The sequence below is a fragment of the Streptomyces sp. NPDC048436 genome (assembly GCF_043200355.1).
In the GTDB taxonomy this organism is placed as follows: domain Bacteria; phylum Actinomycetota; class Actinomycetes; order Streptomycetales; family Streptomycetaceae; genus Streptomyces.
In genome coordinates, this window is sequence record NZ_JBICXP010000002.1 from 385,490 (window position 1) to 409,367 (window position 23,878).

19 protein-coding genes and 2 tRNA genes are annotated in these 23,878 nt (G+C 69.1%); 11 read left to right on the forward strand and 10 right to left on the reverse strand.

Translation table 11 applies throughout. The features are described from left to right. Position 1 precedes the first annotated feature (1 nt). Both ACGFX9_RS08315 and ACGFX9_RS08320 read right to left on the reverse strand, forming a co-directional pair. Positions 2-235: a chaplin gene (locus ACGFX9_RS08315; RefSeq protein ID WP_393466688.1), complete on the reverse strand. Its 234-nt coding sequence runs from the start codon at positions 233-235 to the stop codon at positions 2-4. A gap of 135 nt (positions 236-370) precedes the next feature. Then, positions 371-1,723: a M20/M25/M40 family metallo-hydrolase gene (locus tag ACGFX9_RS08320; protein ID WP_393466691.1), complete on the reverse strand. Its 1,353-nt coding sequence runs from the start codon at positions 1,721-1,723 to the stop codon at positions 371-373. A gap of 184 nt (positions 1,724-1,907) precedes the next feature. Here ACGFX9_RS08320 and ACGFX9_RS08325 point away from each other — a divergent pair. Next, positions 1,908-1,995, forward strand: a tRNA-Leu gene (locus ACGFX9_RS08325). A 181-nt stretch (positions 1,996-2,176) separates the two neighbouring features. Here the strand turns inward: ACGFX9_RS08325 and ACGFX9_RS08330 are convergent. Then, positions 2,177-4,540 (reverse strand): hypothetical protein, encoded by a 2,364-nt coding sequence (locus tag ACGFX9_RS08330; protein WP_393466693.1) that lies wholly within the window; start codon positions 4,538-4,540, stop codon positions 2,177-2,179. Positions 4,541-4,543: 3 nt separating this feature from the next. Further along, positions 4,544-4,615: transfer RNA gene (locus tag ACGFX9_RS08335), tRNA-Arg, on the reverse strand. Positions 4,616-4,948: 333 nt separating this feature from the next. Between ACGFX9_RS08335 and ACGFX9_RS08340 the strand changes: the two genes are divergently transcribed. The 10 genes from ACGFX9_RS08340 (at position 4,949) to ACGFX9_RS08385 (ending at position 17,809) form a co-directional block, all read left to right on the forward strand. Continuing rightward, positions 4,949-5,278 (forward strand): hypothetical protein, encoded by a 330-nt coding sequence (locus ACGFX9_RS08340; RefSeq protein ID WP_393466696.1) that lies wholly within the window; start codon positions 4,949-4,951, stop codon positions 5,276-5,278. A gap of 59 nt (positions 5,279-5,337) precedes the next feature. Beyond that, positions 5,338-5,649, forward strand: a complete 312-nt coding sequence (locus tag ACGFX9_RS08345; RefSeq protein ID WP_351161619.1) for a pore-forming ESAT-6 family protein — start codon at positions 5,338-5,340, stop codon at positions 5,647-5,649. Positions 5,650-5,702: 53 nt separating this feature from the next. After that, on the forward strand, positions 5,703-6,095 hold the full coding sequence (locus ACGFX9_RS08350) for a DUF6507 family protein (RefSeq protein ID WP_393466698.1): 393 nt from the start codon (positions 5,703-5,705) through the stop codon (positions 6,093-6,095). Beyond that, positions 6,092-8,617: a hypothetical protein gene (locus ACGFX9_RS08355; protein ID WP_393466701.1), complete on the forward strand. Its 2,526-nt coding sequence runs from the start codon at positions 6,092-6,094 to the stop codon at positions 8,615-8,617. Before ACGFX9_RS08350 ends, ACGFX9_RS08355 begins: the two co-directional genes overlap by 4 nt. Positions 8,618-8,630: 13 nt before the next feature. Beyond that, positions 8,631-9,497 (forward strand): immunity 49 family protein, encoded by an 867-nt coding sequence (locus ACGFX9_RS08360; protein ID WP_393466704.1) that lies wholly within the window; start codon positions 8,631-8,633, stop codon positions 9,495-9,497. A 78-nt stretch (positions 9,498-9,575) separates the two neighbouring features. Continuing rightward, a complete protein-coding gene (locus ACGFX9_RS08365; protein ID WP_393466706.1) occupies positions 9,576-9,866 on the forward strand; it encodes a hypothetical protein in 291 nt (96 codons plus the stop codon). Positions 9,867-9,897: 31 nt separating this feature from the next. Further along, entirely contained in the window at positions 9,898-11,262 is a 1,365-nt protein-coding gene (gene eccD, locus ACGFX9_RS08370; protein ID WP_393466708.1) for a type VII secretion integral membrane protein EccD, read from the forward strand. Between the two features lie 9 nt (positions 11,263-11,271). Further along, a complete protein-coding gene (locus ACGFX9_RS08375; RefSeq protein ID WP_393466711.1) occupies positions 11,272-12,366 on the forward strand; it encodes a type VII secretion protein in 1,095 nt (364 codons plus the stop codon). After that, entirely contained in the window at positions 12,363-16,364 is a 4,002-nt protein-coding gene (eccCa, locus tag ACGFX9_RS08380) for a type VII secretion protein EccCa (RefSeq protein ID WP_393466714.1), read from the forward strand. Before ACGFX9_RS08375 ends, eccCa begins: the two co-directional genes overlap by 4 nt. Then, positions 16,361-17,809, forward strand: coding sequence for a DUF6177 family protein (locus tag ACGFX9_RS08385; RefSeq protein WP_393466717.1), 1,449 nt, complete (start codon positions 16,361-16,363; stop codon positions 17,807-17,809). The genes eccCa and ACGFX9_RS08385 overlap by 4 nt, the downstream gene beginning before the upstream one ends. 79 nt (positions 17,810-17,888) lie before the next feature. Here the strand turns inward: ACGFX9_RS08385 and ACGFX9_RS08390 are convergent, their stop codons facing one another. From ACGFX9_RS08390 to ACGFX9_RS08415, 6 genes are all read right to left on the reverse strand, one after another. Next, the gene (locus ACGFX9_RS08390) at positions 17,889-19,667 is read right to left on the reverse strand and encodes an ABC transporter ATP-binding protein (RefSeq protein ID WP_393468291.1); all 1,779 of its coding nucleotides are present in this window, start codon (positions 19,665-19,667) and stop codon (positions 17,889-17,891) included. Between the two features lie 74 nt (positions 19,668-19,741). Further along, positions 19,742-20,179: a lasso peptide biosynthesis B2 protein gene (locus ACGFX9_RS08395; RefSeq protein ID WP_393466720.1), complete on the reverse strand. Its 438-nt coding sequence runs from the start codon at positions 20,177-20,179 to the stop codon at positions 19,742-19,744. Next, positions 20,176-20,430, reverse strand: a complete 255-nt coding sequence (locus ACGFX9_RS08400) for a lasso peptide biosynthesis PqqD family chaperone (protein WP_393466723.1) — start codon at positions 20,428-20,430, stop codon at positions 20,176-20,178. The genes ACGFX9_RS08395 and ACGFX9_RS08400 overlap by 4 nt, the downstream gene beginning before the upstream one ends. A 29-nt stretch (positions 20,431-20,459) precedes the next feature. Next, positions 20,460-22,319: a lasso peptide isopeptide bond-forming cyclase gene (locus tag ACGFX9_RS08405; protein WP_393466725.1), complete on the reverse strand. Its 1,860-nt coding sequence runs from the start codon at positions 22,317-22,319 to the stop codon at positions 20,460-20,462. Between the two features lie 26 nt (positions 22,320-22,345). Then, entirely contained in the window at positions 22,346-22,456 is a 111-nt protein-coding gene (locus ACGFX9_RS08410; RefSeq protein ID WP_107473153.1) for a keywimysin-related RiPP, read from the reverse strand. A gap of 513 nt (positions 22,457-22,969) precedes the next feature. Beyond that, complete coding sequence (locus tag ACGFX9_RS08415) at positions 22,970-23,800, reverse strand: YhjD/YihY/BrkB family envelope integrity protein (protein WP_393466728.1); 831 nt, start codon at positions 23,798-23,800, stop codon at positions 22,970-22,972. Positions 23,801-23,878: the final 78 nt, after the last annotated feature.

Genomic DNA, 23,878 nt, shown 5'->3' on the forward strand with positions numbered 1-23,878 from the left:
GTCAGACGTTGGCGCAGGTGTTGCCGAAGGCGGGGTTCAGCAGCCCGATCACGGAGACCGTGTTGCCGCAGGCGTTGACCGGCACGTGGATCGGTGCCTGCACGACGTTGCCCGAGAGCACACCGGGAGACTTCACGGCGGCACCCTGAGCACCGGCGTCGGCAGCAGCGATACCCGCACACGCGAGCACGAGACCACCAGTGGCAGCCGCAGCAGCGACGACCTTCTTGATCATTGTTCCTCCTTGTTGGCAATGCGATCCCAGCCGCGGACCGCACCACCTGTAACGAGGCGGAAGTAATGAGGCTACGAGCTTATGGTCCCATTCACTCTTTTCAGTCAAGTACGTACGCGCTGGCGATTGTTGACGTCAGGACGCGTCGATGAATCGGTCGAGTACGCGCACTCCGAACTTGAGGCCGTCCACCGGCACCCGCTCGTCCACGCCGTGGAACATGCCGGCGAAGTCGAGCTCCGGCGGCAGCTTCAGCGGCGCGAAGCCGAAGCCGCGGATGCCGAGGTCGTCGAAGGATTTCGCGTCCGTGCCCGCGGAGAGCATGTAGGGCACGGCGCGGGCGATCGGGTCCTCCGCCTGGAGCGCGGTCTGCATGGCGTCGACGAGCGCGCCGTCGAAGGTGGTCTCCAGGGCCTTGTCCGCGTGTACGTCCTCACGCTTGACCCGCGGGCCGAGGATCCGGTCCAGGTCGGCGAGGAACTCCTCCTCGTACCCCGGCAGGAAGCGGCCGTCGACGTGGGCGACCGCCTGGCCGGGAATGACGTTGACCTTGTAGCCCGCGCCGAGCTGGGTCGGGTTGGCGGTGTTCTGCAGCGAGGCGCCGATGAGCTTGGCGATGCCGCCGAGCTTGGCCAGCGTCGCGTCCATGTTCTCGGGGTCGAGTTCGGTGCCGAGCGCGTCGCCGAGCTCGTCCAGGAAGTGCCGCAGCGTCTTGGTCACCCGCACCGGGAACTTGTGCCGCCCGAGGCGGCCCACGGCCTCGGACAGTTCGGTGATGGCGTTGTCCTTGTGGATCATCGAACCGTGTCCCGCGGTGCCGTCCACGGTCAGCTTCATCCAGTGCATGCCCTTCTGGGCCGTCTCGATGAGGTAGAGCCGCAGGTCCTCGTTGACCTGGAAGGAGAAGCCGCCGACCTCGCTGATGGCCTCCGTGACGCCCTCGAAGAGCTCGGGGTGGTTGTCGACGAGGTAGCGCGCTCCGTAGGTGCCGCCGGCCTCCTCGTCGGCCATGAAGGACAGCACGATGTCGCGCGGAGGCTTGCGGCCGGTGCGCATGCGCTCACGGACGACCGCGAGGGTCATCGCGTCCATGTCCTTCATGTCGACGGCGCCACGCCCCCACACGCAGCCGTCCACGATCTCCCCCGAGAACGGGTGGTGCGTCCAGTCCTGGGCGTTGGCCGGTACGACGTCGGTGTGGCCGTGGATGAGCAGCGCGGGCCGGGAGCGGTCCTCGCCCTCGATGCGCGCCACCGTGGAGGCCCGGCCGGGGTGCGATTCGAAGATCTGCGGTTCGAGCCCCACCTCGGCGAGCTTCTCCGCGACGTACTCGGCGGCCTTGCGCTCGCCCGGCCCCGAGTGGTCGCCGTAGTTGCTCGTGTCGATGCGGATCAGGTCGCGGCAGAGATCGACGACCTCGTCCTCACCCGTGACGGTCCGCGCCCGGCCCGTCTCGCCCGCCCTATCGCCCCTGCTCGACTCGCTCACGTGGTTCCTCCCGCTATCGCTGCTGGTGGTCCTCCCCTTCATCCTCCCGCGCCCACCCCCCGACACCCAAGGCCGGGCACCCGCCGTCACGTGCCGTTCACGCGGGTGACCTGTGTGATCAGAGGGCCTCGAATGTTTGCTATGGTTTTCCACGTCGCCGCGGGAAACCGCGAGACACCACCTGGTCCGGGTGGCGGAATGGCAGACGCGCTAGCTTGAGGTGCTAGTGCCCTTTATCGGGCGTGGGGGTTCAAGTCCCCCCTCGGACACCAATGATTGACCACAAACGCGCTGGTCGGGAGCGATCCCGACCAGCGCTTTGCGTTGTCCGTGACGGTATAGAGCCTCGAAGGCATGTACATGAGGATTCCCGCTTCTCCACGAGGACCGGGCCGAATAGACCTGGGGGGCGCTCCCTCGCGTTTGTCCAGCGGAATCGTCTCGTCGTACCCCTCATCCCAGAACCCCCGCTGAAGGCCCTGCCCCGCCCGCGACCATCCAGTGGCCCTCCGTGCTCCAACCCAAAAGACGGCGACCAGCTCCCGTGTCCGCCGCCCCGCCCGCGGCGACCTGGTGCAGGCCCACCAGTGCGGGGTCCAGGCGGGCGGCCACGTGGGTCGGGTGGCGGGCCACTTCCTGGTCCAACGAGGCCAGGACGGCCGCCTGTTCGGCAGGGGTGCAACAGGAGAGGTGGAAGAGCATCTGCCGCCAGGCGTACGCGGCGTCCTTGACGGTGCTCAAGGGGCGCGGGTTGTTGTGCACGCGGGCACTCAGGCGGCACACGGCGGTGAAGGCCCGGCGGGCGAGGTCGGGCCAGTCGGGAGCGATGTCGGCGTGGCGGACGAGGACGGCCAGGTTATGGGTGGTGAGGATCTGGGACTGCTCGATCACCATGCCGTCGACCGCCACGGACCAGGGGGCGGCCGGGGCCCCGGGCCGTGCGGCAGCGGCCCGGTCGGCGCACAGTTTGGCGAAGCCGGGCGAAGTGCGGGCACCGCCCGAGCGGTTGAGAGCGTCGGACGTCTCGACGATCGCCAGGTTACGGAGCGCCGCGTAGTCGATTCCGTAGTAGCGCTCGTACAGAGTGCCGCTCAGAAGCTCGGCGGCGACGCGAGCCGCCTTGAGGTATTTCGGGGTGAAAGACCCCATGAAGATGTCGGCGGCCAGTTCCTCCACGAAGGGAGCCTTCAGGTCGGCCTGGCGGGCGAGCACCCCGAGTTCGCGGATGAGAGGGTTGGGGAGGATCGTGCCCGGGAAACCCTGCACGGCCAGTTCTCCCAGCTGCCGAAGCGCGACGAGGGCGGGGGCCTGGCTGGTTCCGGTCTCCGGCGAGGCGCCTGCTGATCGCCCGTTGCCTGTCGCGTCACCGCACCGCCCGGACACCGCTCGCACCCACGGCAGTTCCTCCGTACGTACCTGCCGCTCGAAGTCGAGCAGCAGAAGCGACCGGCGATTGCGGAACGCCCGGTAGTTCGCGGACATCAGCGTACGCAGCGACGCGTCACTGTACTGCTGGGCGGTGGTGACAGCGACGAGCTGCGGCACCAGCTCGGCCAAGACCTCGGCGGAAGGGACGACGCCGCGCTCGACAAGCGTGCCGAGCGGGGCGCTCAGCGCGGCCTCGACCGTCCTGCGGATCGATGCCGGGATCACCGCTCCGACGGGCAGGCCGGTCTCCCGGTGCTCTTGCTCGCTCACTTCGGCGACCAGGGGCGCGGTATCGACGGCCCCTTCGTCCTGAGGCAGTACGGAGCAGCGCCGCACGACCAGCTGGGCGAGGGCGTGGTGGGAGGGAAGAGCTGCCTGCCGGGCCTGCCGGTGGCGGAGGGCGCCGTGCGGTGGGGAGCCCGGGAGGCCTCGGCGCCGCAGCATCGACTCGGTGGCGTGCCGAAGCAGGCCGAGCCGACGGGCATCGAGGGGGCGCCCTGCCAGGGTGTCCTCGAGTGCGGTGCGCAGGATCGCGAGGTTCTCCTTGGGATTGCGGTGCTTGCCGCACAGTCGGTGTTCCTGGGCCAGCCGGTGGTAGCGGGCCAGCAGGGCCGCACCGCGCTCGTGCCAGTCGGCGTCCGGAATGGCGTCGAGGATGCGGCCGGGCCCGGTGGTCTCCAGCCATAGGGCGAGCAGTTCGTCGCCGAACGGCTGCCAGACCGTGAGGGCTTCGCGCTGTGTCTCGACGGCCGCGTTCGGGCGGCGCTTGGCGAGTACGGCACCCGTGTCGGCCACGGTGTGCCGGTGTACCGCGGTGACCGCGTCGGGGACCGCCCTGTTGGCGACAGGGCGGGGCAGGAACCGCAGTTGGTCGGCGAACGGCTCCAGTTCGGACGCGAGGTCCAGCGCGGCGAGGCCGTCCCCGGAGCGGGCCAACCACGCCACGGTGAGCAGTGCGGCCTCCTCGGGCACGGTCACCTCGTAACAGCCGTCGTCCAGCAGGCCTGCCAGCCAGACGAGTCCGGGTTCGGTGAGGCAGTACGCGAACAGCGCCCGGCGGTCGGCCGCTACTCCGAAGCGGCGGGCCACCTCCGTCTCGTACGGCTGCAACGGCCCCCCGGCGCTCGCGACACCCGTGGCGAACCCTCCCCGTACGACCTGCGGGGTCACCCAGACCGGAAGGCCCCGCACCGGCTTGCGTGAACCGATCGTCAGCCGACCCGAGGCCATCCCGGCGAGCACCTCCCGCCAGTGCTCGCCCTGCTCCTCGGCCCGGCGGCGGGTGTCGGCGTCGTGGTGGGTCTGCGCGGTGGTGAACGCCTTGGCCAGCTGCTCAACGGCATAGCCAGGGTTCGCGGTGCGGGGCTGCTGCTCAGCGTCCTCAGTCATAAGCCGACGTGGCAGGTGCCGCCCCTGCGCCCTCCGGGTCCGGAGCCCGGTGCTCTACTGCTGAGCTACACGCCGTCAGGAGCAACCCTATGCATCGGAGCCGAGCGACCTCAACGGCGTTTCCGGCAGCCCTCGCCGCCCGACCCGACGGCCCCCTGTTCATGTCCGCGACGCATATGGCCGAACCACTTAGTGCCGGCAAGCGCGGCGCGAGATGCCGCTCCGGTACGCGACCACTGAAGTCATGCGACAGATCACACCACTTCGCCCCTTACCGCGTTGCTTCTGCAACGCTCGATGGGAGAGGATGTTCGATATACTGACGCGGTGTGAGTGACGCACGTGCATCCTGTGACCGATGAACGGTCGGGGGGTGCACCGCAGTTGACGAGTTACGGGGGTGGACTCATGAAGTTCGACATGGGAGACACGACTCTCGCGGTGCTGGGGAAGAACACCGTGGGGTCCAGCGACGATCTCGGAACGCTGATCAGTCTGCTGGTTCAGGCGGCCGAGCCGCTGGAGGGCAAGTTCAACGGGGCGGGCAAGGCGACCTTCGACTCGTTCAAGCTGCGCGCGGACGAGATCACTTCGGACCTGAACGGGGCGCTGTCCTCGATCCTGGGCGGCCAGGCAGGCATGGACACCGCGTTCGGCTCCGGCGACCAGGAGCAGGCCGACAACGCCCACCAGAACATGGGCGCGGCCAACTTCGACGGCGCCCGCTTCTCCGCCTGAGCCCGCCAAGTCGGTCAGCCGGCACATCACAACACTTCGCATACAGGGGGAACTTCGCCATGGCTGGAAACCAGGATCGCCGCTCCTATGACACCGGCGCCTCGTCCGACGTGCAGGGCGGCCTGCAGATCATCATCGGCCAGCTGGAGCGGGTCCTCGGCGACCGCGACCGCGCGGTGAAGGCCGCGATGGCCGACTACCAGGCTGATGGGGTGTCAGACGACTACCACGGCAAGGAAGTCCGCTGGAACAAGGCCGCCAACGAGGTACGGGAAATCATCCGCCTCGTGCGCACCACGCTGGAGCAGAACGACGGCACCGCGCAGTCGACGCTCGCGCGGGCGCGCGCCGCGGTCGACAACATCGGCTGAACGGCAGCACCGAGCGTCTGGGCTGAATTACGGGGATCAGTAGGGGGTTTGGCATGCCTGCATGGGACATCTCACCGTCCGGGGTGGAATCGGTGACGTCGTTGGTGGGGCTGGCGATGGACGACTTGGCCAAGGACGTCAAGGCGTACGGGACCGACGCCGAGAGTGCGGCCACTTCGGCCGGCACGATCAGTTCGGGGTACTGCGGGGACGTGCCCGTCGGGCCGATCGGCGTGGCGCTGGCGCTGTTCGTGGACAAGTCCGCGGAGGACGCTCTCTTCCCCGGCGTTCGGGCCTCGAAATCGGTGAACGGAGCGATCGAGGCGACCAACCACTACGTGCACGGGGACCTGGAGCAAGCCGCGACCGCACAGCGCAATGCGGAGAAGGCCCCGGACATGAAGGCCATTCTCGCCGACGCCCGCAAGAAGGGCGCCGACAAGTGAAGATGATCGAGCCGGGTGGCATACCGAAGTTCATCGGTGACTTCGAGCAACTGGACAAGGACGTCTCCGCGCTACGCAGCGACGCCATCGGGATCCGCAACGGCGGGGCCGATGTGCACTCCCGCTTCCAGATGCTGGGGGCCTACTACACCGCGCCGGAGGCCGACGATCTGTTCGCCTCCACCCAGCCGGTGATGGACAGAGCTGACACCTTCGCCGCCGATCTGGAGACGGTGGCCGACGCCCTGGACACCTTCTCCAGCGAGGCGCGCCCGCTGGCCAAGCGCCTGGAGACGCTGGCGGCCGATGCCAGGAAGTTCGTCGCCAGCGTCGAGGGCGACGACGACTGGCACTACGACGACGAAAAGACCGACCGCAACAACGAGCTCGTGGACGACGTCGCCGTCACCAGGAGCGCCTTCGAAGCGGCCGAGCGCCGGGCCGCGACCAAGATCTCGGCGATCGTGGGCGGCCCGAAGTTCATCGAGGACGACGGCAGTCACAAGGCGACGACGAAGACCGTGATGTACGGCTACGACGCCGACCTCCTCAAGCAGGCCAAGGAAACGCCCTGGGGCAGCCACGTCAGCGAGTCCATCCATGCGTACGAGTTCCACCGGCACATCAAGCACTACGTCTGGGACGGCTTCATCGTCGGCGGCGGCGGAGCCGCCCTCGAAGGCCTGGGCCATCTGGTCGGCATCGGGGGCTCGGCGAAAGAAGCCTGGAGCGGTCTCGGCGATGTTCTCGGCGGCATCGGCCAGTACACACTGACTCCCTACGACTGGGTCCTGGACCACACGATCGGCCCGGACGACGAGAGCGATGGTGTGAAGCGGCAGAAGACGGCCGCCCGCGAGTTCGCCAAGTCCATGGTCGCCTGGGACCAGTGGGAAGAACACCCGGTCCAGGCGGCGGGGACCACCACCTTCAACTTCCTCACGCTGGGCGCCGGTCCACTGGGGGTCATCGCCAAGGGCGGCAAGGCCGGAGCCGCGTCCAAGGCCGCCGCCGTCGCAGCGAAGATCGGCACCTACGCCGACCCCCTCTCCGCCGGGCTCACGGTGGGCGGCAAGGCCTTCAGCAAGCTGCCCAGCGTCGCCGACCTCACCGCCCGCATCCGGACCGGCGCCGACACGACACCCGAGTTGCAGCGCATACACAGCGACCTGGAGTTCGACGGCTCCAGGGTCCGCGTCGAAGACGGCAAGTTCATCCGGGTCGACGCCGAGGGCAAGCCCATCAGGGACACCGCCCCGATCGAGAAGACTGCCGCGGAGCGGGCAACCCCACAGGAAGTGCCTGCCCAGCGCGAGCCTGCCCTGGTGGGCGCCGGCGCTCGGACGCCGGAGACCAGTTCCCACGCGGGCGAACACCTTCCGCCACAGGCCAGTCATGTTGCACCCGCTCATAGCGGCGGTGGCGGCGCATCGCACCGCGCAGCTGGCGTGTCCGGCAGCAGCGGGCATTCTCACGAGCCGGTGGGGGGCTCCTCTACCGGCCCCGAGCACTCCGGCAATGCCGGCGGCTCCCGCAGTGGCGGGTCACATAGTCCTCAGAATTCTGGAGGAGGGCTCGGACGCGATGGACAAGCGGGCGGGAACCACGGGTCAGGTGCCGACAATCCAGCGAAGCGGGAGTTGACTTCCGCTGAGTTGAAGGCGATTCAGGACGAGCACGTCCGGAAAGCAAACGAAGATCCCGCGTGGCGCGCGAAACACTACGACGCCATCGGCCGACGCAAGCCCAACATTGGGCTGGTAGACGGCGCCGAGCTTCCTCAGCTCGCGAAGAATGCCCAGGACCAGTGGGTCGCCAAACACAACTTGCCGAACGGTCCGTCCGAAACCCGATTCGGATCTAAGCCGCTCGCACGAGACACCGCTCCCAGGGACGTCCTGCCCACTCTCGACACCGCTGCCGCAAACCGCGAGGCATACAGGAACCTCATGAACGCGCAGAAGTCGTACGAGAAATCTCCTTCTTTCTCGAACCACGAGGCTCTCACTGCGGCTCAGGATGCTTACACCCAACGGCTTGGTGACGTACCGCCCAACAGTAAGATTTCTGAGAAGTTCGGCGAGCAAGCCTCCCAGCTCCATGTGATCCCGCGCGAATTTGAAGCCGTCGAGACAATCGAGCTCCCGAAGACCGCTAACGGGGCCAACATGTTCGACGGAGCGTACCGACTCAAAGACGATAAAATCCTGATCGCCGAGGACAAGGCACCAGGCAATGACCTTGACTGGCGTAAAGGGCGCGCCGACCCCGAGGACCCCAACAATCCTGGCCTTGGCGACAACGGCGGAGCAGCAGGGATGCGGGTCAAGCAGGGGACGGTACCGTATCTCAGGACCATCCTGGCCGAGATGACGAAGCGCGGTGGACGCGATGCCAAGCTTGCGGGGGAGTTCCGAGATGCTCTCAAGGCTGGAAAATTGCAGTATGTCCTGGTGAAGGCCAACGAGCCCGAGGGCTCACGCTACGCTGGCGCTGTACTGGAACATTTGAAGATCTACTGAGAAAGGGAGGCACATGGTTATCAGCATTCCCCGCCACGACTTCCCCACGGACAACGCGGCTGAAGCCATGGAACCAATCGTCAAGAGCGCTGAAGATGCTCTCTCCGATATTGAGACATCAGAGTTTGACCGCTTCGACGCTCTGGATCTTGCACTCACGGTCGCCAAGTGGTCCTGCCTGACGGATCCCACGGTTGCGGAATCCCCGACATGGGAGGCATGGGTCACCGCCATGCAGGTCGGATCAGGCCTGTTCATCTCGGCCGTGGCTAGCGAAGGGACTACCCCCTGCCGCATCGGGAGCCACGGCAAGGTAAAGAATCTCCCCGCGACCGGTCCTCAGGAATATCTGCACGCCGGCAACTGGCTCACCGCATACTATCTGGCAGTGATCTGCCGCGAGAACGAGCGTCTCGACCAATTGGCCCGTGTGCCCGTCTCGTTCCTGCGTGCTTCAGGAATGGAGTTCGACGAGTACATCTATGCATGGGTGGAAACGCTACAGAATGCCTGGTTCGGCCGCCAGGAAACCTGGGACACCTTGGTCACGGCCATCAATGGCACCGACCCTGCAGCCCCTCACATCGCCAGCGCTGAGCTCATGCTCAAGGTTCTGTACCCGCCTTTGGAGATTTTCCACCGATACCAGAGGCAGGATTCAGAACCGTTCAATGCTGCACTCGCCGAGGCACTCACCTGGCATAAGGAATATTGGTCCGATGACGAGACCAGGTCCAAGAGTAGCGAGGGCCTGGTCGCTCTCGGCCCGCTAGCTATCGCATGCATGGCATTTGATGCCGACATCCCGATCGAAGTCGAGTCCGAATACCTGCCTAAGGCCCTACTGCGGCGCAGTTGGGTTGGCGAATTCGCTACCTGAGCACCGTGAAGAGTGATCACCGGGAGACCCCGTTCCCATAATTCACGCGGCAGCGAACTGGGAGGAGAAGCAATAACGGTGGCAGCCCAGGATTACGACAGTCAACTGCTGGAGTCGGTGTCCGTGCGACGCCGACGGCTGCGAGACGCCCTGCTGTTCGGTGCGCAACGGCAGCGGCGAACCGTCGATGAGCGGTTGGGGAAGGTGTTCGCCGGGGTGGTGATCGCGGCGGTGTTGTGTGCCGGGTGTGTGGGGTGGTCCTTCATCTCGAACCGGCTTATCGGCAAGAGCCCCTACAGCACCTCCGTACCTTCTTCCTCGCCGTCAGCCCCCTCCCCGCCGTCCTCCGTAACCCCTTCCTCTCGATGATAGGTTCGAACGCGTGATATCTGCGGGGCCGTTGAGCCGCACGAGCGGTACGGGTCGTACGGCCCTGAGCCGGGTCACCCTGGTGGGAGAGCAGCGGCGGGTGGATCTCGTGCTCCCTTCGCAGGAGCCGATTGGGCTGTTGCTTCCCGAGGTGCTGCGGCTCGTCGTCGATCAGGCCGCGGCCCGCCCCATGCTGCGGCACCTCGTCACCGCGGATGGTTCCGCTCTGGCGCACGACAGCACCCTGGAGTCGGCCGGTGTCGCCGACGGTGCCGTGCTGCGGCTGGTGCGCGTTGAGGATGCGCCGTCCGCGCCCGTGGTGCATGACGTCACCGATGAAGCCGCCGATGATCTGGATGTGCGGGCCTGGCGGTGGCGGCCCGCTGCTCGGCGGGTAGTGGCCGGGATGGCCACCGTGTTCTGGGTGATCGTGGCGGGGGTGCTGGCTGCCCGAGAGTTCGAGTTGGCTGCTGCGGGCAAGGCCTTGGTCGCTGCCGCCGTGATCCCCGCCCTTGCCGGGGCGCTGCTGGGGTGGCGTAAGCAGCCCGGACTTGCCACCACGTTGATCGTGTCCGCGGGGGCCTTGGGGGCGCTCGGGGCGTGGACGTTGGGTGATGCGTACGCCTGGGGTGGTCCGGTGCTGCTGGCCGGTGTCGTCCTCAACGTCGTACTCGTGCTGTTGCTTCTGGGGTGGTTCTCGCCGTTGGGGCGGGGTGCTCTGATCGGGGCCGCGACCGCTCTGGGGTGTCTGGTTCTGTGGGAGGCCGCCTTCGCTCTGCAGGACGGTGCCCGGACCGGGGGCGAGCAGGCTCGGGTGGGGGCGTTGCTCGCTGTCGTCTCCGTGGTTGTGCTGGGAGTGTTGCCTCGGCTCGCCTTGATGGCGTCGGGGTTGTCGGGGCTTGATGACCGGCGTACCGGCGGTGCTTCGGTGAGCCGGTATCAGGTGGGTACGGCGCTGACCGCCACCCATCGTGGACTGGCCCTTGCCACCCTCGTGTTGGCACTCTCTGCCACAGCGGCCGGAATGATGGTGTTGCGTGCGCCCTCGGTGTGGACCGTGCTGGTGGCCGCCGTCACCGCCGTGGTCCTTGCGCTGCGGACGCGCGCCTATCCGCTCATCGCCGAGGTGGTGGGGCTGTTCGTCGCCGCGGCCGTCGTCGTGGTGGCGCTGGTCGGCGTATGGATGGAACGGTCGGCCGCCGGAGGGCCGCTGGCCCTGCTCGTCGTGCTGGCCCTGATTCCGCTGGTGGTCCTTGCGGTTCAACCTGCCGAGCATGTGCGGGTGCGGCTCAGGCGCGTCGGCGACCTGTTGGAGTCGGTGGGTGTCATCGCTCTGTTGCCCCTGGTCATCGGGGTGTTCGGTGTGTACGGGCGACTGCTCGACACCTTTGCGTAGGGGTGCGGCATGGCTCAGGAAAGTGATTGGCAGCGCGATGTGCTGAGGGAGTTGGGTGCCGCTTCTGCGGAGTCCACTGACGTGCAGGGCCTGGCAATCCCGGAACAGTCGGCGCCCCCGACTCCAGCACCCCGTACGTCGGCAGCCGCCCAGCCCGCATCACGCGACCCCCGCCTCCCGCTGCCCACCCCCGAGTCCGTACCCACCGTCGATCCCCGCCTCGCCCGCGCCCTGGGCGGTCCTCAACACGGAGACTCCGCGGCGCGGCGCACCGGGCGGTCGCTGCGCAAGCTGACCGCCTCGGCCGGCCAGGAAGTGGCCGCCCAGACGCGTCTCGCCCGCGAGGTGCAGCAGCCCGTCACCACGGGGCGGGTCATCGCGGTGACCTCCATCCGCGGCGGCGTCGGCAAGTCCACTGTCTCCGCCCTCCTGGCCCGGACGTTCAACCACTACCGGCACGACCCCGTCCTCGCCCTCGAAGCCGACGCCGCGCTCGGCACTCTCCCCGTGCGGCTCGGCGCGGAGTCCGTCCGCTGGGCCTGCGCCGATCTGGCCCACATCCTCAGCCCGGCGATGCAACTCACTGACGTCACCGGCTATCTGGTGCCGGTGGCCGATGGCGGATGGCTGCTGCCGGCCAGCCAGGGACGTGTCGGTGCCCCCCTCGACGTACGCACCTACCGCACCGTCACCCTCGCGCTGCGCCGCTACTTCGCCGTCTCGGTGGTCGACTGCGAGACGCTGCCCGGCGAAGTGGCGCGCACCGCGATGGACACCGCTCACGCCCGCGTCGTCGTCGCCCCGATGACCGCCGAAGGCGTCAACGGCACCCGCCAGGTCCTGGACTGGCTCGCCCAGTTGCCGCACTCGGCGCTTGCCACCACCGTCGTAGCCCTGAGCGCGAACTCACCTGACACAACCCTCGACTTGAAGACGGCCGCCGCGCACCTGCGCGAGACAGGAGCCGCCGTGGTGCCGCTCCCCTATGACCGTCATCTGGCCCAAGGAGGCCCCATCCACACCGGCATGCTCAGCCAGAGCTCCCGCGACGCCGCCGTCCAACTGGCCGCCGAGGCGATGCAGCGGGCGGTGCGGGTGCGATGACCCAACGCCTCATACACCGCCCGGCCCGCTCCACCCGGCCGCCCGCCGCCGCCCCGGAACGCACCATCGAACCGCCCCCGAACCTGCCCGAGGGCAAGATGGGCAACGCGGCCACCGCACTGCTTCCGATGGCCGGCGTCATGGGTTCGGTCGTCATGATGACGGTCATCCGCAACAGTCAGTTCGCCGCCATCGGCGCGATCGTCCTCGTCTTCGCGCTCCTTGGCGCGGTCGCCCTCTTCCTGTCCCAGCGCGGCAAAGCCCAGCGCACCCGGCGTACCCAGCGCGAGCGGTATCTCGAATACGTGGAGGAGCAGCGCGAGGAGCTCGGAGCCACCGAGCGGGAGCTGCGGCGGCGGGCGCGGGTTCTTAATCCGCCTCCGGCGGCGTTGTACGACCTCGTCCGTGACCCGGCCAGGTTGTGGGAGCGGCGGCGCCTGGACGCGGATTTCCTGCGGGTGCGGCTCGGTACCGGCGACGTACCCGTGCAGGGTCTGGCGATCGGGCAGAACCAAGGCAGCGGCGTGCTGACACCGCCCGACCCGTTCATGCTCAACGAAGCGCGCGCGCTGCAGCACCGCTTCACCACCGCGAGCGATTTCCCGCTGATGGCGCCGCTGGACAGGGCGGGCAACGTCAGCATCATCGGCGACCGCGAAGGCGTACTGCGCGTGGCCCGCGCCCTGCTGATCCAGACCGCGGTGACGCACGCCCCCGACGACGTCGCCATCGCTCTGGGCGTGCCCGGCGAGCGTCTGGAGGAGTGGGAGTGGGCGAAGTGGCTGCCCCACGTCCTCGATGCGCAGCAGGACGACGGGCCGGTGGCAGCCCGGCGCATCGCGCCGAGCATCGAGCAGCTCGCCCGGCAGTGCGCTCCCGATCTGCGGCGCCGCTCCTCCTACGCCGCCGAAGTGCGCCGCGGCCTCTCCGACCGCAACGCGCTGCGGATGTCCGACCGGCTTCTCGTCGTCAGCGACTGTCATGGGAGCACGGCCGCCGAACTCCCCCGTCCGGACACAGCCGTTGACCTCACCGGTATGGGCGTGACCGTGCTGCACCTCCTGGAGCAGCAGGTGCACGAGCCGGACCAGGTGTCCGTGCGGATCACCGTCGACGGTGACCAGGTGAGCGTCGAAGACCTGCGTGCCCCCGAAGCGCTGCCCGGACACGGCACCGCGGATGAGGTCAGCATCGCGGGGGCCGAGGGTCTTGCCCGCATGCTCGCCCCGCTGCGGCTCTCCGCCGAGTCCGCCGCCGAGGGCACCCCCATATCCGGCCCCGTCGACTTCCCCACCCTCCTTGGCATCGACGACCCGGCCGCCCTCGACCTCGACCGGCTGTGGGCACCACGCGGCGAACGCGACTTCCTGCGCGTACCCATCGGCCGCAACGACCGCCACGAACCAGTCCTGTTGGACCTCAAGGAATCCTCCGAACTGGGCATGGGACCGCACGGACTGTGCGTCGGAGCGACCGGCTCCGGCAAGAGCGAACTGCTTCGCACCCTGGTCCTGGCCCTGGTCGCCACCCACTCCCCCGAAGACCTGGCGCTCGTCCTCATCGACTACAAGGGCGGCGCCACCTTCGCCCCGTTCACCGAACTCCCGCACGTCGCCGGTGTCATCACCAACCTGGAGAACCAGGCCGGACTCGTCGAACGCGTCCACACCAGCCTGGCCGGTGAGGTCAAGCGCCGTCAGCAGGTACTCAAGGACGCCGGGAACGTCGCCGACATCGGGCACTACGCCGCCCTGCGCGAGACCCGGCCCGACCTCGAAGCCCTGCCCCACCTGTTCGTCGTCATCGACGAATTCGGCGAACTCCTCACCGCCAAACCGGACTTCATCGACCTGTTCCTCTCCATCGGCCGCATCGGCCGCTCCATCGGCGTACACCTCCTTCTCTCCAGCCAGCGCATCGAATCCGGCAAGCTCAAGGGCCTGGAGACCTACCTCTCCTACCGGCTCGGACTGCGCACCTTCTCCGCCGACGAGTCGCGCACCGTCCTGGACACGGTGGACGCCTTCCAGCTGCCGCCGCTGCCGGGCTTCGGCTATCTCAAGGTCGACACATCGACGTACGAACGCTTCAAGGCGGGTTACGTCTCCGGCGCCCACCGCGGCCCTGCCCTGCGCGAGCAGGGGGACGCAGAGCCCCTCGCCTGGGCCTACCCCACCTTCAACACAGGTCAGGACCCCAAGACGGGCGCGCCGGAACAACCCGCGATGCGGGAGCGGGAGACCGGCCCGACCGTCCTGACGGCCATGGTCGACCAGCTGCGCACCGCCGCCCCACCCGTGCGCCGCATCTGGCTGCCGCCACTGCCCTCCGCGACCTCGCTCGACGCCGCCGCCGGACCCGTGCAGGCCTCCGAACGCGGACTGCACCTGGCCACCGCCGCGGGGGCGATGCACATACCTCTGGGCATCCTTGACGACCCGGCCAAGCAGGGGCAGAGGCCGTGGCTCCTGGACCTGACCGTCGCGGGCGGACACGCCGCCGTCATCGGCGGCCCGCAGTCAGGCAAGACCACCCTGCTTCGCACCCTCGCCCTCTCCCTCGCCCTGACCCACACTCCACGCCAAGTCGCCATCTACGGATTGGACTTGGTCGGCGGCGGGCTCTCCGCGCTCTCCGGTCTGCCGCACGTCGGCGGCATCGCGGGCCGCGCCGACCACGAGCGTGCCGCGCGTACCGTCGCCGAGGTCCGCGCCCAACTAGCCGTACGCGAAGAGCTCTTCCGCGAGCACGGCATCGACTCCGTCGACCAGCTCCGCCACCTGCGTGCCCGGGGTCGGCTGACCGAACTGGGCTCCACCGACATCGTGCTGCTCATCGACGGATTCGGTGCGCTGCGCGACGAGTTCGCCGAACTGGACGACACCGTCGCCGACCTCCTCAAGCGCGGCAGCGGCTACGGCATCCACATCGTCGCCGGCATGCTGCGCTGGAACGACGTACGCATCGCCACCCAGTCCATGTTCGGCACGCGCGTCGAACTGCGCCTGAACGACCCCTCCGATTCGAGTGTCGACCGCAAGTTGTCCGAGACACTGAGCGCCGACACCCCCGGCCGGGTCCTGACCGACGCCAAACTCTTCGCCCACACCGCGCTGCCCCGCATCGACGGCCAGCCGTCCACCGGCGACCTCGGCCCCGCCCTGGAACGCGCCGCCCGCACCCTGCGCGCCAGCTGGCACGGCGAACTCGCCGCCCCCGTACGGGTGTTGCCCACGACCCTGCCCGCCGCCAAACTGCCCTCGATCACGGCCGAACCCTCGCGCATCCCGCTCGGCGTCGATCAGGACGCCCTCGCCCCGGCACTCCTGGACCTGGTCGGGCAGGACCAGCACCTGCTGATCCTCGGCGACAACGAATGCGGCAAGACCAACCTGCTCAAGCTCATCACCCAGCAGCTCATCGACCGCCACAGCGACGAGGAACTCGTCTTCGGCGTCTTCGACCCTCGCCGAGGCCTGCGCGGCGTCGTCCCCGAGCCCTACCGCGGCGGCTACGCCCACAACGCCAAGCTCGCCGCCGCCCTGGCCACCGGCATCGCGGGCGAACTGGAAAAGCGCCTGCCGGAGACCGCCGACCCCGATGCGATCACTGACGGGCCGGCCTTCAGCGGGCCCCGCATCGTCATCCTCGTAGACGACTACGACATCCTCACCACCGCGGGCCAGCAACCCCTGGCACCCTTCCTGCCCTACATCTCCTCCGCCCAGGACATCGGCCTGCACTTCATCGTCACCCGCCGCGTCGCCGGGGCCTCCCGCGCCCTGTACGAGCCCTTCCTCACCACCCTGCGCGAGACCGGCGCCACCGCCCTGCTCATGACCGGCGACCGCACCGAGGGCCAGCTCTTCCCCGGCCTGTACGCCTCCGCCCAACCCCCGGGCCGCGGCACCCTGGTCCGCCGAGGCCGCCGCCACCAGCTCATCCAGACCGCCCTCGCCACCGAGGCCGACGACACCGCGGAGAACGAACACACGTGACCAAGGACGTCATCGCCCTCACACCCAAGATGCCCGACATCAACACCCTGCTCGCCGGGCTCTACGCGGGCGGCCCCGACCTGGGCATCAACTCCCTGGCCGAGGGCGCCGTCGTCCAGCTCTGCACCCCAGGTGGCCGCCCCCTGGTGTCCGTCGAGGCCCCTCTACTCATCCAGGTCCCCGGCGAGGCGCAACGCCTGCTCGGCGCCGAAGTCGCCTCCCCCGACGGGCCGTTCTGGTGGACCGAGGCGCGCGCCTCCACCGCCGTCGAGGAGGGCGAACGGCTGGCCGGCTCGTTCGCCGGGCGTCTGGCCACCGTGCTCGGCGGCACGGTCTGGCCGCCGGAGGCAGCCCACACCGACGTCGTCCCGCTCACGCCCGAGACCGCCACCGCCACACCGGCGTCCGAAGCGACACCACCGGCCGTCGACGTCCTCACGGACAAGGCCGCGGTCGTCATCCAGGACCGCCCCGTCGTCGCGATGACCAACTGGCTCGCCGACGCCCTCCGTACGACCGCCGACAGCGACCGCGCCCTGCAGATCGTCACCCCACCTCACACCAGCCTCAGCCTCCCCACCCGCAACGCAGTGCACGGCCACCCCAACCGCTGGGTGGTACAGGACCCGGACTGCGGCTACTACGACGGCCTGTCGGGAGTTGAACTCCACTGGCATGAGGGCCACTTCACGCCGAAGCAATCAGAGGACGGGAACACCCGGCTCGCAGAAGCCTTCAAACCCGAGCCCGCCTCCGCCCCCGTCTCCGAGGCTTCGGGCGAACGTCAACTACTCCTCTCCCTCCACACCGCGCACGCCGCCGACGAAGATCTCTTGCTCGGCGGCGCCCTGGAAGCGGCCTGGCAGACCCTCACCGGCGACCCACCGGCCGGATGGTCCACGGCCGAACCCATCGCCCTGCCCTGGTCCCCGCGCCAGCTGACCGAACTGGCACGCGCCCGCGCCCAGAAGAACGCCCCCACATGGCTGACCACAGTCGGCGCACCCGACCGTCCGGCCATCGCCACCACCCGCATCGCCCACACCACGGCTGGCGTCGAAGAACACATCACCCTCGCCCTCGGCTACGCCGCCGACGAAGCCCCACCCCTGGACGCCATTGCCCCGCTGGCCGAGACCCTGGCCACCGAGCACGGCCTGACCTCCATGCTCGCCACGCTCCGCACCGCCCGCCGAGACCTCACCGTCCCACCCCGATTCGAAGCCCCGCCCATCCCCCTCTCCTTCACCCTGGGCGCAGCCGCCGTACACGACATCGGCCGCACCCACGCCCAGCACCCACAGGGCGGCCCCCGTCCCGCCCAACTCGGCCCCACAGCTCGGCCCGCCCTCCACTACATCCTGGGCGACGGCACCGACCCCAACACCTGGACAACGCTCCAGCAACTCACCCAGCACCTGAAGCAGACCCAGGAGCGGGCATGACGGACACGACAGGGACGCCGCTCGCGAAAATCCGGCGTACCGCCAACCGGGATCGGTATCGGTATCGGCCTACGGAAGATCAAGTTTCCCCCGCGGTCGTGACGGGAGCGGACGACGTGTCGGCCGGGCGGAGCATCTGTCCGGCGGCCAGTTGGCGGTAGGTCGGGCTCGTGGTGAGCAGTTCCTCGTGACGTCCCAAGGCGGCGGTGCGGCCGTTGTCGAGGACGACGATCTGGTCGGCGTGCTGGACCGTGGAGAGCCGGTGGGCGATGACCAGCAGGGCGCACTCCTGGGCGACATCTTTCATGACGGTGGTGAGCGCCGTTTCGTTGATGGAGTCGAGGTGGGAGGTGGGCTCGTCGAGCAGGAGGAGCGCGGGGCGGGCGAGCAGGGCGCGGGCCAGCGCGACGCGCTGGCGTTCGCCGGCCGAGAGCGTGCCGCCGCGCTCGCCGAGCATGCCCGAAAGGCCGCCCGGCAGTCGCCGTACGACTCCGTCCAATTGCGCGAGTTCGACGACGCTCCGCACTTCGGCGTCGGTCGCGTCGGGTACGGCATAGGTGATGTTGTCGCGCAGCGTGCCGTGGACTACGTGGGTGGCCTGGTCGACGACGGCGATGCGTTCGCGGCAGGCGGAGCGGCTCAGTTCGGCGGCGGGCCTGCCGTTGAACAGCAGGGCTCCGGAGTCCGGTTCGTAGAACCTGGCGACCAGGGCGAAGACCGTGCTCTTTCCGGCACCCGACCGGCCGACCAGGGCTGTCTGGCGCCGGTGGGGGACGGTGAAGGAGACGCTGTGCAGCACTGGCCGGTCCGGGGTGTATCCGAAGCTGAGGTTTCGCAGGGCTAGGGCGGGCTTCTCGTAGTGGCCGGGGGGTCGGGACGGTTCGCGTGTCCGTGTACGTGTCCGGACAGCCGGGGTCCCGGTCTGTGAGGGCTCCGCCGGCAGGGACAGGGCGTGCTCGATGCGCTGGTAAGCGCCCATGCCGCGCTGGATGAGTCCGACCGCGCTGAAGACCGACGACAACGGCAGCACCAGGTAGGAGGCGTACAGCAGGAAGGCCACCAAGTCGCCGAGAGAGTTGGCCTGCCCGTTCACCCGCAGCCCGCCGATGACCAGGACGATCAGGAAGGAGCCCTGGACGGCCAGTTCGACCGCCGGGCTCATCACGGACGCCAGTTTCGCGGTGCGTACGCCCGCGGTGTAGGCCGCTTCGACACGTTCTCCGATGCGTGCCGCTTCACGGTCCTCGGCGCGGTGGACCCGGACCATGGGCAGGGCTCCCAGTGCGCGCTCCAGGTCGGCGGCGATCGCGCCGACGGCCGTCTGGATGCGTTCGGAGGCGGCGCGGATGCCCTTCAGGAGCGAGGCGACGACCACGGCCGCGGTGGCCACGGTCAAGGCGACCAGGAGCAGCAGCAGCGGGTCGATCCACATCATGAGGACGATCGCGCCGGCTGCGACGAGTGCCCCCGTCACCAGATCGACGAGCGCTTGGGACACGACTTCCCTGAGCAGGGTGGTGTCCGCCGTGACCCGGGAGATCAGGTCACCGCTGCGATGCCGGTCGTACTCCTTCATCTCCAGGCGCAGCAGCCGCGCCACCAGGCTGTGGCGCAGTCCTCGTACGACGCCTTCGCCCATCCGCTCCAGAACGAAGCGCCCCGCCGCGCTCGTCGTCGCTTCGGTGACGAACAGCACCGCCAGGAGCAGCAGCAGTGGCCACAACATCTGTCCGCGTCCGCTCGCGTCGACGACGTGTTTGGCGACGAGCGGCTGCGCGAGGCCGAGCCCCGAGCCGATGAGTGTCAGCACGGTGGCCACGACGACCGAAGCCCGGTGCCCGGTGGTGAGCCGGTACATGGTGGCGACCGCGGCCCGGGTCGAGCGGTCACCACCCGGCGGTGCCTCCTCGCGGCTCACGCCGGGACTGCCGGTCACCGGGACGCCGGCCGGCTCGTGGGGTCGACGGCGATCAGGCGGGTGAAGTAGCCGTCGGGCACCCCTTCGTCGACCGGGCGCCCGTCGGCTTCGATCCAGGCATGCGCGGTGAAGGGCGGTACGACGCGTACTCCGGTGCACCAGGTCGGCCAGGCGCCGCCGAGTCTGCACAGCAGCGCGGCGCCCAGGGAGCGGGGCAGGCAGCCTTTCGGGCCCGCGCAGCGCAGGCTCACCGCGCACATCGCGTCCCGGGCGTTCTTGGCCTGTGCGGCGGTGGCCGGACCGGCTCCGCGGCGTGCGACATCGAGTACGGCGCGGATCCGGCGGGGCGGAAGGAGCGAGAGTGCGACGGCGGGGAGCAGGACGAGACGGGCGGCCATGCGCCGCGCGAAGGGTACGCCGCCCGGCCGCTCCAAGGCGCTCGGCGTCGTCATCGGGCCAGTCCGGACGTTCGCAGCTCCTGTACGAGGGCGTCGACGTCCCGCGTCGCCTGGGCGAGGTCGATGTCGAACTCGCCGGTGAGCGCGGCGACCGCGTCGGCTTCGTCACCGCCCGCCATCAGGGTGCTGACGACCAAGGTGGCGGCGGGGTTCAACTCCCAGTACTCTCCGGCCCGTTCGTCCAGCAGAACCGTGCCGTAGTCGGTCCGCGCCGTGGATACGTCGGCGCCGAACTTCAGTGCCATGAGTGTGCCTTCCTGCCGGTGAGCTGTTGTCATGGGGACGCGATGGGTGCCTTGGGCCCGCTGGTCCGGTCCAGGCCGCGCAGCCACACTTCGGCGGCGATGGTCGAGTAGAGGACGGCGTCGCGCAGTTCGGGTGTTGCGGGCCGCTGGGCGAGTCGGCGAAGCGCGTCCGCGTCCACCAGGCCGAGCTGTGCCAGCCGGGAGCCCTCCCACAGCGCCAGCAGGTCGGCGCGGTGCTCACGCAGTCCATTGGCGGCGTCCATGGAGGCGGCGGCCTTGTTGGTGCGCCGCAGACACTCATCGGGCACGATCCCGCTCATGGCGGCGGTCAGGAGCGGTTTGTACTGCCAGGGCGTGACGCGCTCGCTCGGGCGAACGGCCAGGCATGCTTCGATGACGCGGTCGTCGAGGAAGGGCGAAGCCATGGGTACGCCGGCCCGGGCGGCCATCCGGTCCCACTGGCGGATGATGCGCGTGCAGGACCGGATCTGGTCGAGGTCGGCGTGCAGGCCGCGGTCCGGGTGCGACGGGACGGCGTTCGCCGCTGCCTCGCGCAGCACACGCTGAGCTGCCCGTTCGGCCTCGGGGGTGACCCAGTCGAAGAGACGCGGTGGCATGCCCCAGCCGAGGCTGGTGCTGACGGTGGCGGACAGTGGGTCTCTCAGTCGGCTGCTGGAGTCTGCCAGCCACTTCCCGTACGGCCGGGAGTCGGCCAGTGCGCGTGCTGTGCCGCCGAGCGGCCATTGCCACAGGGCACGGAAACCGCGCAGCTGTCGCAGGGCGAACAGCGGGCGGGTCCGCGCCAAGCGGTGGTAGTACGCCTCCGAACACCAGGCCACGTGGTCGCCGCCGATGCCGGTCATGTGCAGGCGGCTGCCCCTCTCCGCCAGGCCGGGCAGGTGGTGCAGGACCCGTGAGCGGTCCATGACGCCGATGGTCGGCTCGTCCAGCAGGTCGTCGATGCCGAGCAGGTCGGTGTAGACCAGCGGCGAGGCATCGGCGTCCCAGACGACGTGCTCGACGTCCGGCAGGGACCGGACCGCTTGTTCGGCCCAGTACAGATCGGTGTCGGCAGGGTCGCGCCCCGGCCAGGTGCTGGCCACCACCCGGGCCGGGGAACGGTCGGCGAGGAAGCAGATGGAGGTGGAATCGAGCCCGCCGGACAAGTCGCAACTGACCACGCCACCCGTTCGGGTACGGGCATCGACCGCTGTGGCCAGGGCTTCGCGGACGAGGGGCGCGCCGTCCTTGAGTGTGCGTACCGGCTCGGGCGGAGTCCACCAGCGCGAGTGGCGCACGGTTCGGCCGTCGGCCGCGACGATCAGCGCGTCGTGCGGGGAGACGGAGGTGATGCCGCGCCACATGGGTGACTCGGCGAGCGGATGGGGTACCGGCCAGAGCAGCCGGACGGCCAGTTGCTCCTCGTCCGGAGCGGCGCCGAGCGCGGCGGCGAGTACGTCGGCGCGGGTGGCGGCCACGTGGATTCCGTCGACGGGGGCGTGGAAGACCAGCCGGAGTCCGGAGGCGGTGCCCTGCACCCTGAGCCGCCCGTCCAATGTGGCGACCAGGTGGAAGCTTCCGGGAAGGGAGCGGGCCAGCGCGTCGAGTTCGGCGAGATCGCGCAGCCGCCCGGCATGCCGTTCGAGCTCTGCGGCGTCGATCGGGCAGCAGCCGATGACGGCGAGGGCCGTGTGGCCGACGCGCGCGGTGACGATCTCCTGGTCGTCCCACTGCCCCACCAGCCAGGGCCGGCCCGAAGCGTGGTCCAGGACGCGTGTTCCGGGGTGGGCGAAGGAGCGGGCCACGGCGGCCGCGTCCGCACGGTCGGTGAAGACCGTGAAGTGCGCGTCGCCGGGGCCCGTCCCCGCACTCTCGTGCAGTTCAGTCATGACGTCGAGTCAAGAACCGTCGGTCGTCAGTTCTTGCTCAGGATCAGCCGGTCGTTGCCGGAGCGCTGCAGGAGCCCGGTCTTCTTCCGGAACGTTCCGAGCCGGACGAGCGTCGGCGCTTCGTAAGCCTTCTTCATGACTTCTCCTCACGTGCGGGTGTCACGACCGCCTCCCTGGTCGGCGGCGAACCGGAAGCCGGTCCACTGCCGCCCTGCCCAGGGCTCATCGGGAGCCCTGAGAGAGAAGGCGGGTGCAGGCAATAGCTACGTGCATAGGCGGATGCCGAGACAAGGCCGCTAAAGAAAATGGGATCGTACGTAAAGTGCAAATGCAGCCAGATGGCAGCACCGCAGGTCACGGAGTTCGTTGAATCCAAGACAGGCCGTGTGCAAGAGTGAAGAAACGTTTCCAGCTGCCTATTTGAAGCCTGCGGTGGGCATGGCGAGAAGGTGCGCCGGCGGAAACTGAACGGAGCCGCCGGGGCGCACTCAGCACTCGCCGCCGCGCTTTAGCTCAGGCTCGTCCTGCCTGAATGGCCGGATGTCCCCGCCATGGGCCTCTCACATCGCGGTCGAGGACGAGCGCGAGCCGATGCGGTCGGTACAGCGCCGGCAGACTTCGGTGAATGCTCACTTGCTAACTCCACCCCGTCAGTTCGGTCCCTCGCCCGTCAGTCCGCGCCCCAGCCGCCGCTCATGGACGAGGCGTCCCACCAGCGCCCCGCCGTATACGACGAAGCCCACCCCCACCAGCCAGGACTGCAGGATCAGCACTGTGCCGAACGGGCCGTACGTCACCGCGCTCGACGCGATCAGCGGAGAGAAGACGAACTGCGAGAAGACCCGCAGCCCGAGTAGCCCCAAGGCGGTCGCGGCGGCCCCGGGGGCCAAGGCCCGCCAGCGGACCCGGCCGCAGAGGAGCAGTCGTTGCGACCACCAGAAGAAGAGGAACACACCGATGGTGTCGCCTACGGTGACCAGGGCGGTCTCGGCGGCGGACGACTCCTTCGGCGCGGGCGCGGTGACGAAGAGCAGCAGGACGAAGACCAGCACCGCCAGCCAGACGACGTGCCGCCACATGGTGTGCCAGCGCGCCGAGGGCAAGTCCCACACCCGTTCGTAGCCGGTCTGCACGGCGGATCCGAAGGTCACGCCGAACGCCGCCAGCGCGGCGAGGCCCAGTGCCGTGGTCCGCTGCAAGGCCTGGCCCGGCACTCCAAACAGTTGCTCGATCTCCTCCTCCGGCACCTCGGACACCCCGAGGCCCTGCACCAGCCATCGGGCGAAACCCTCTCCCCTCGCGAGGTCGGCGGCGGCGACCACCACGAGGAGGGGCACCAGCGTGAGAAAACTGAGCGCCGCGAAGCCCATGGCGCGGTGCATGAGCTCCATCTCGCGCCCGCGGTTCCAAGCGAGCCCGGCAAACGACGACGAGGTCGGCGGGCGGCGATTCGGGCTCGGCCTATCGGGTGCTGGGGGCATGTCGGATCGCATACCCGCAATCGCCGCGCAGCCAGTCCGGCGTACCGCCAACCGGGCGGCCAACCGAAACAGAGACAC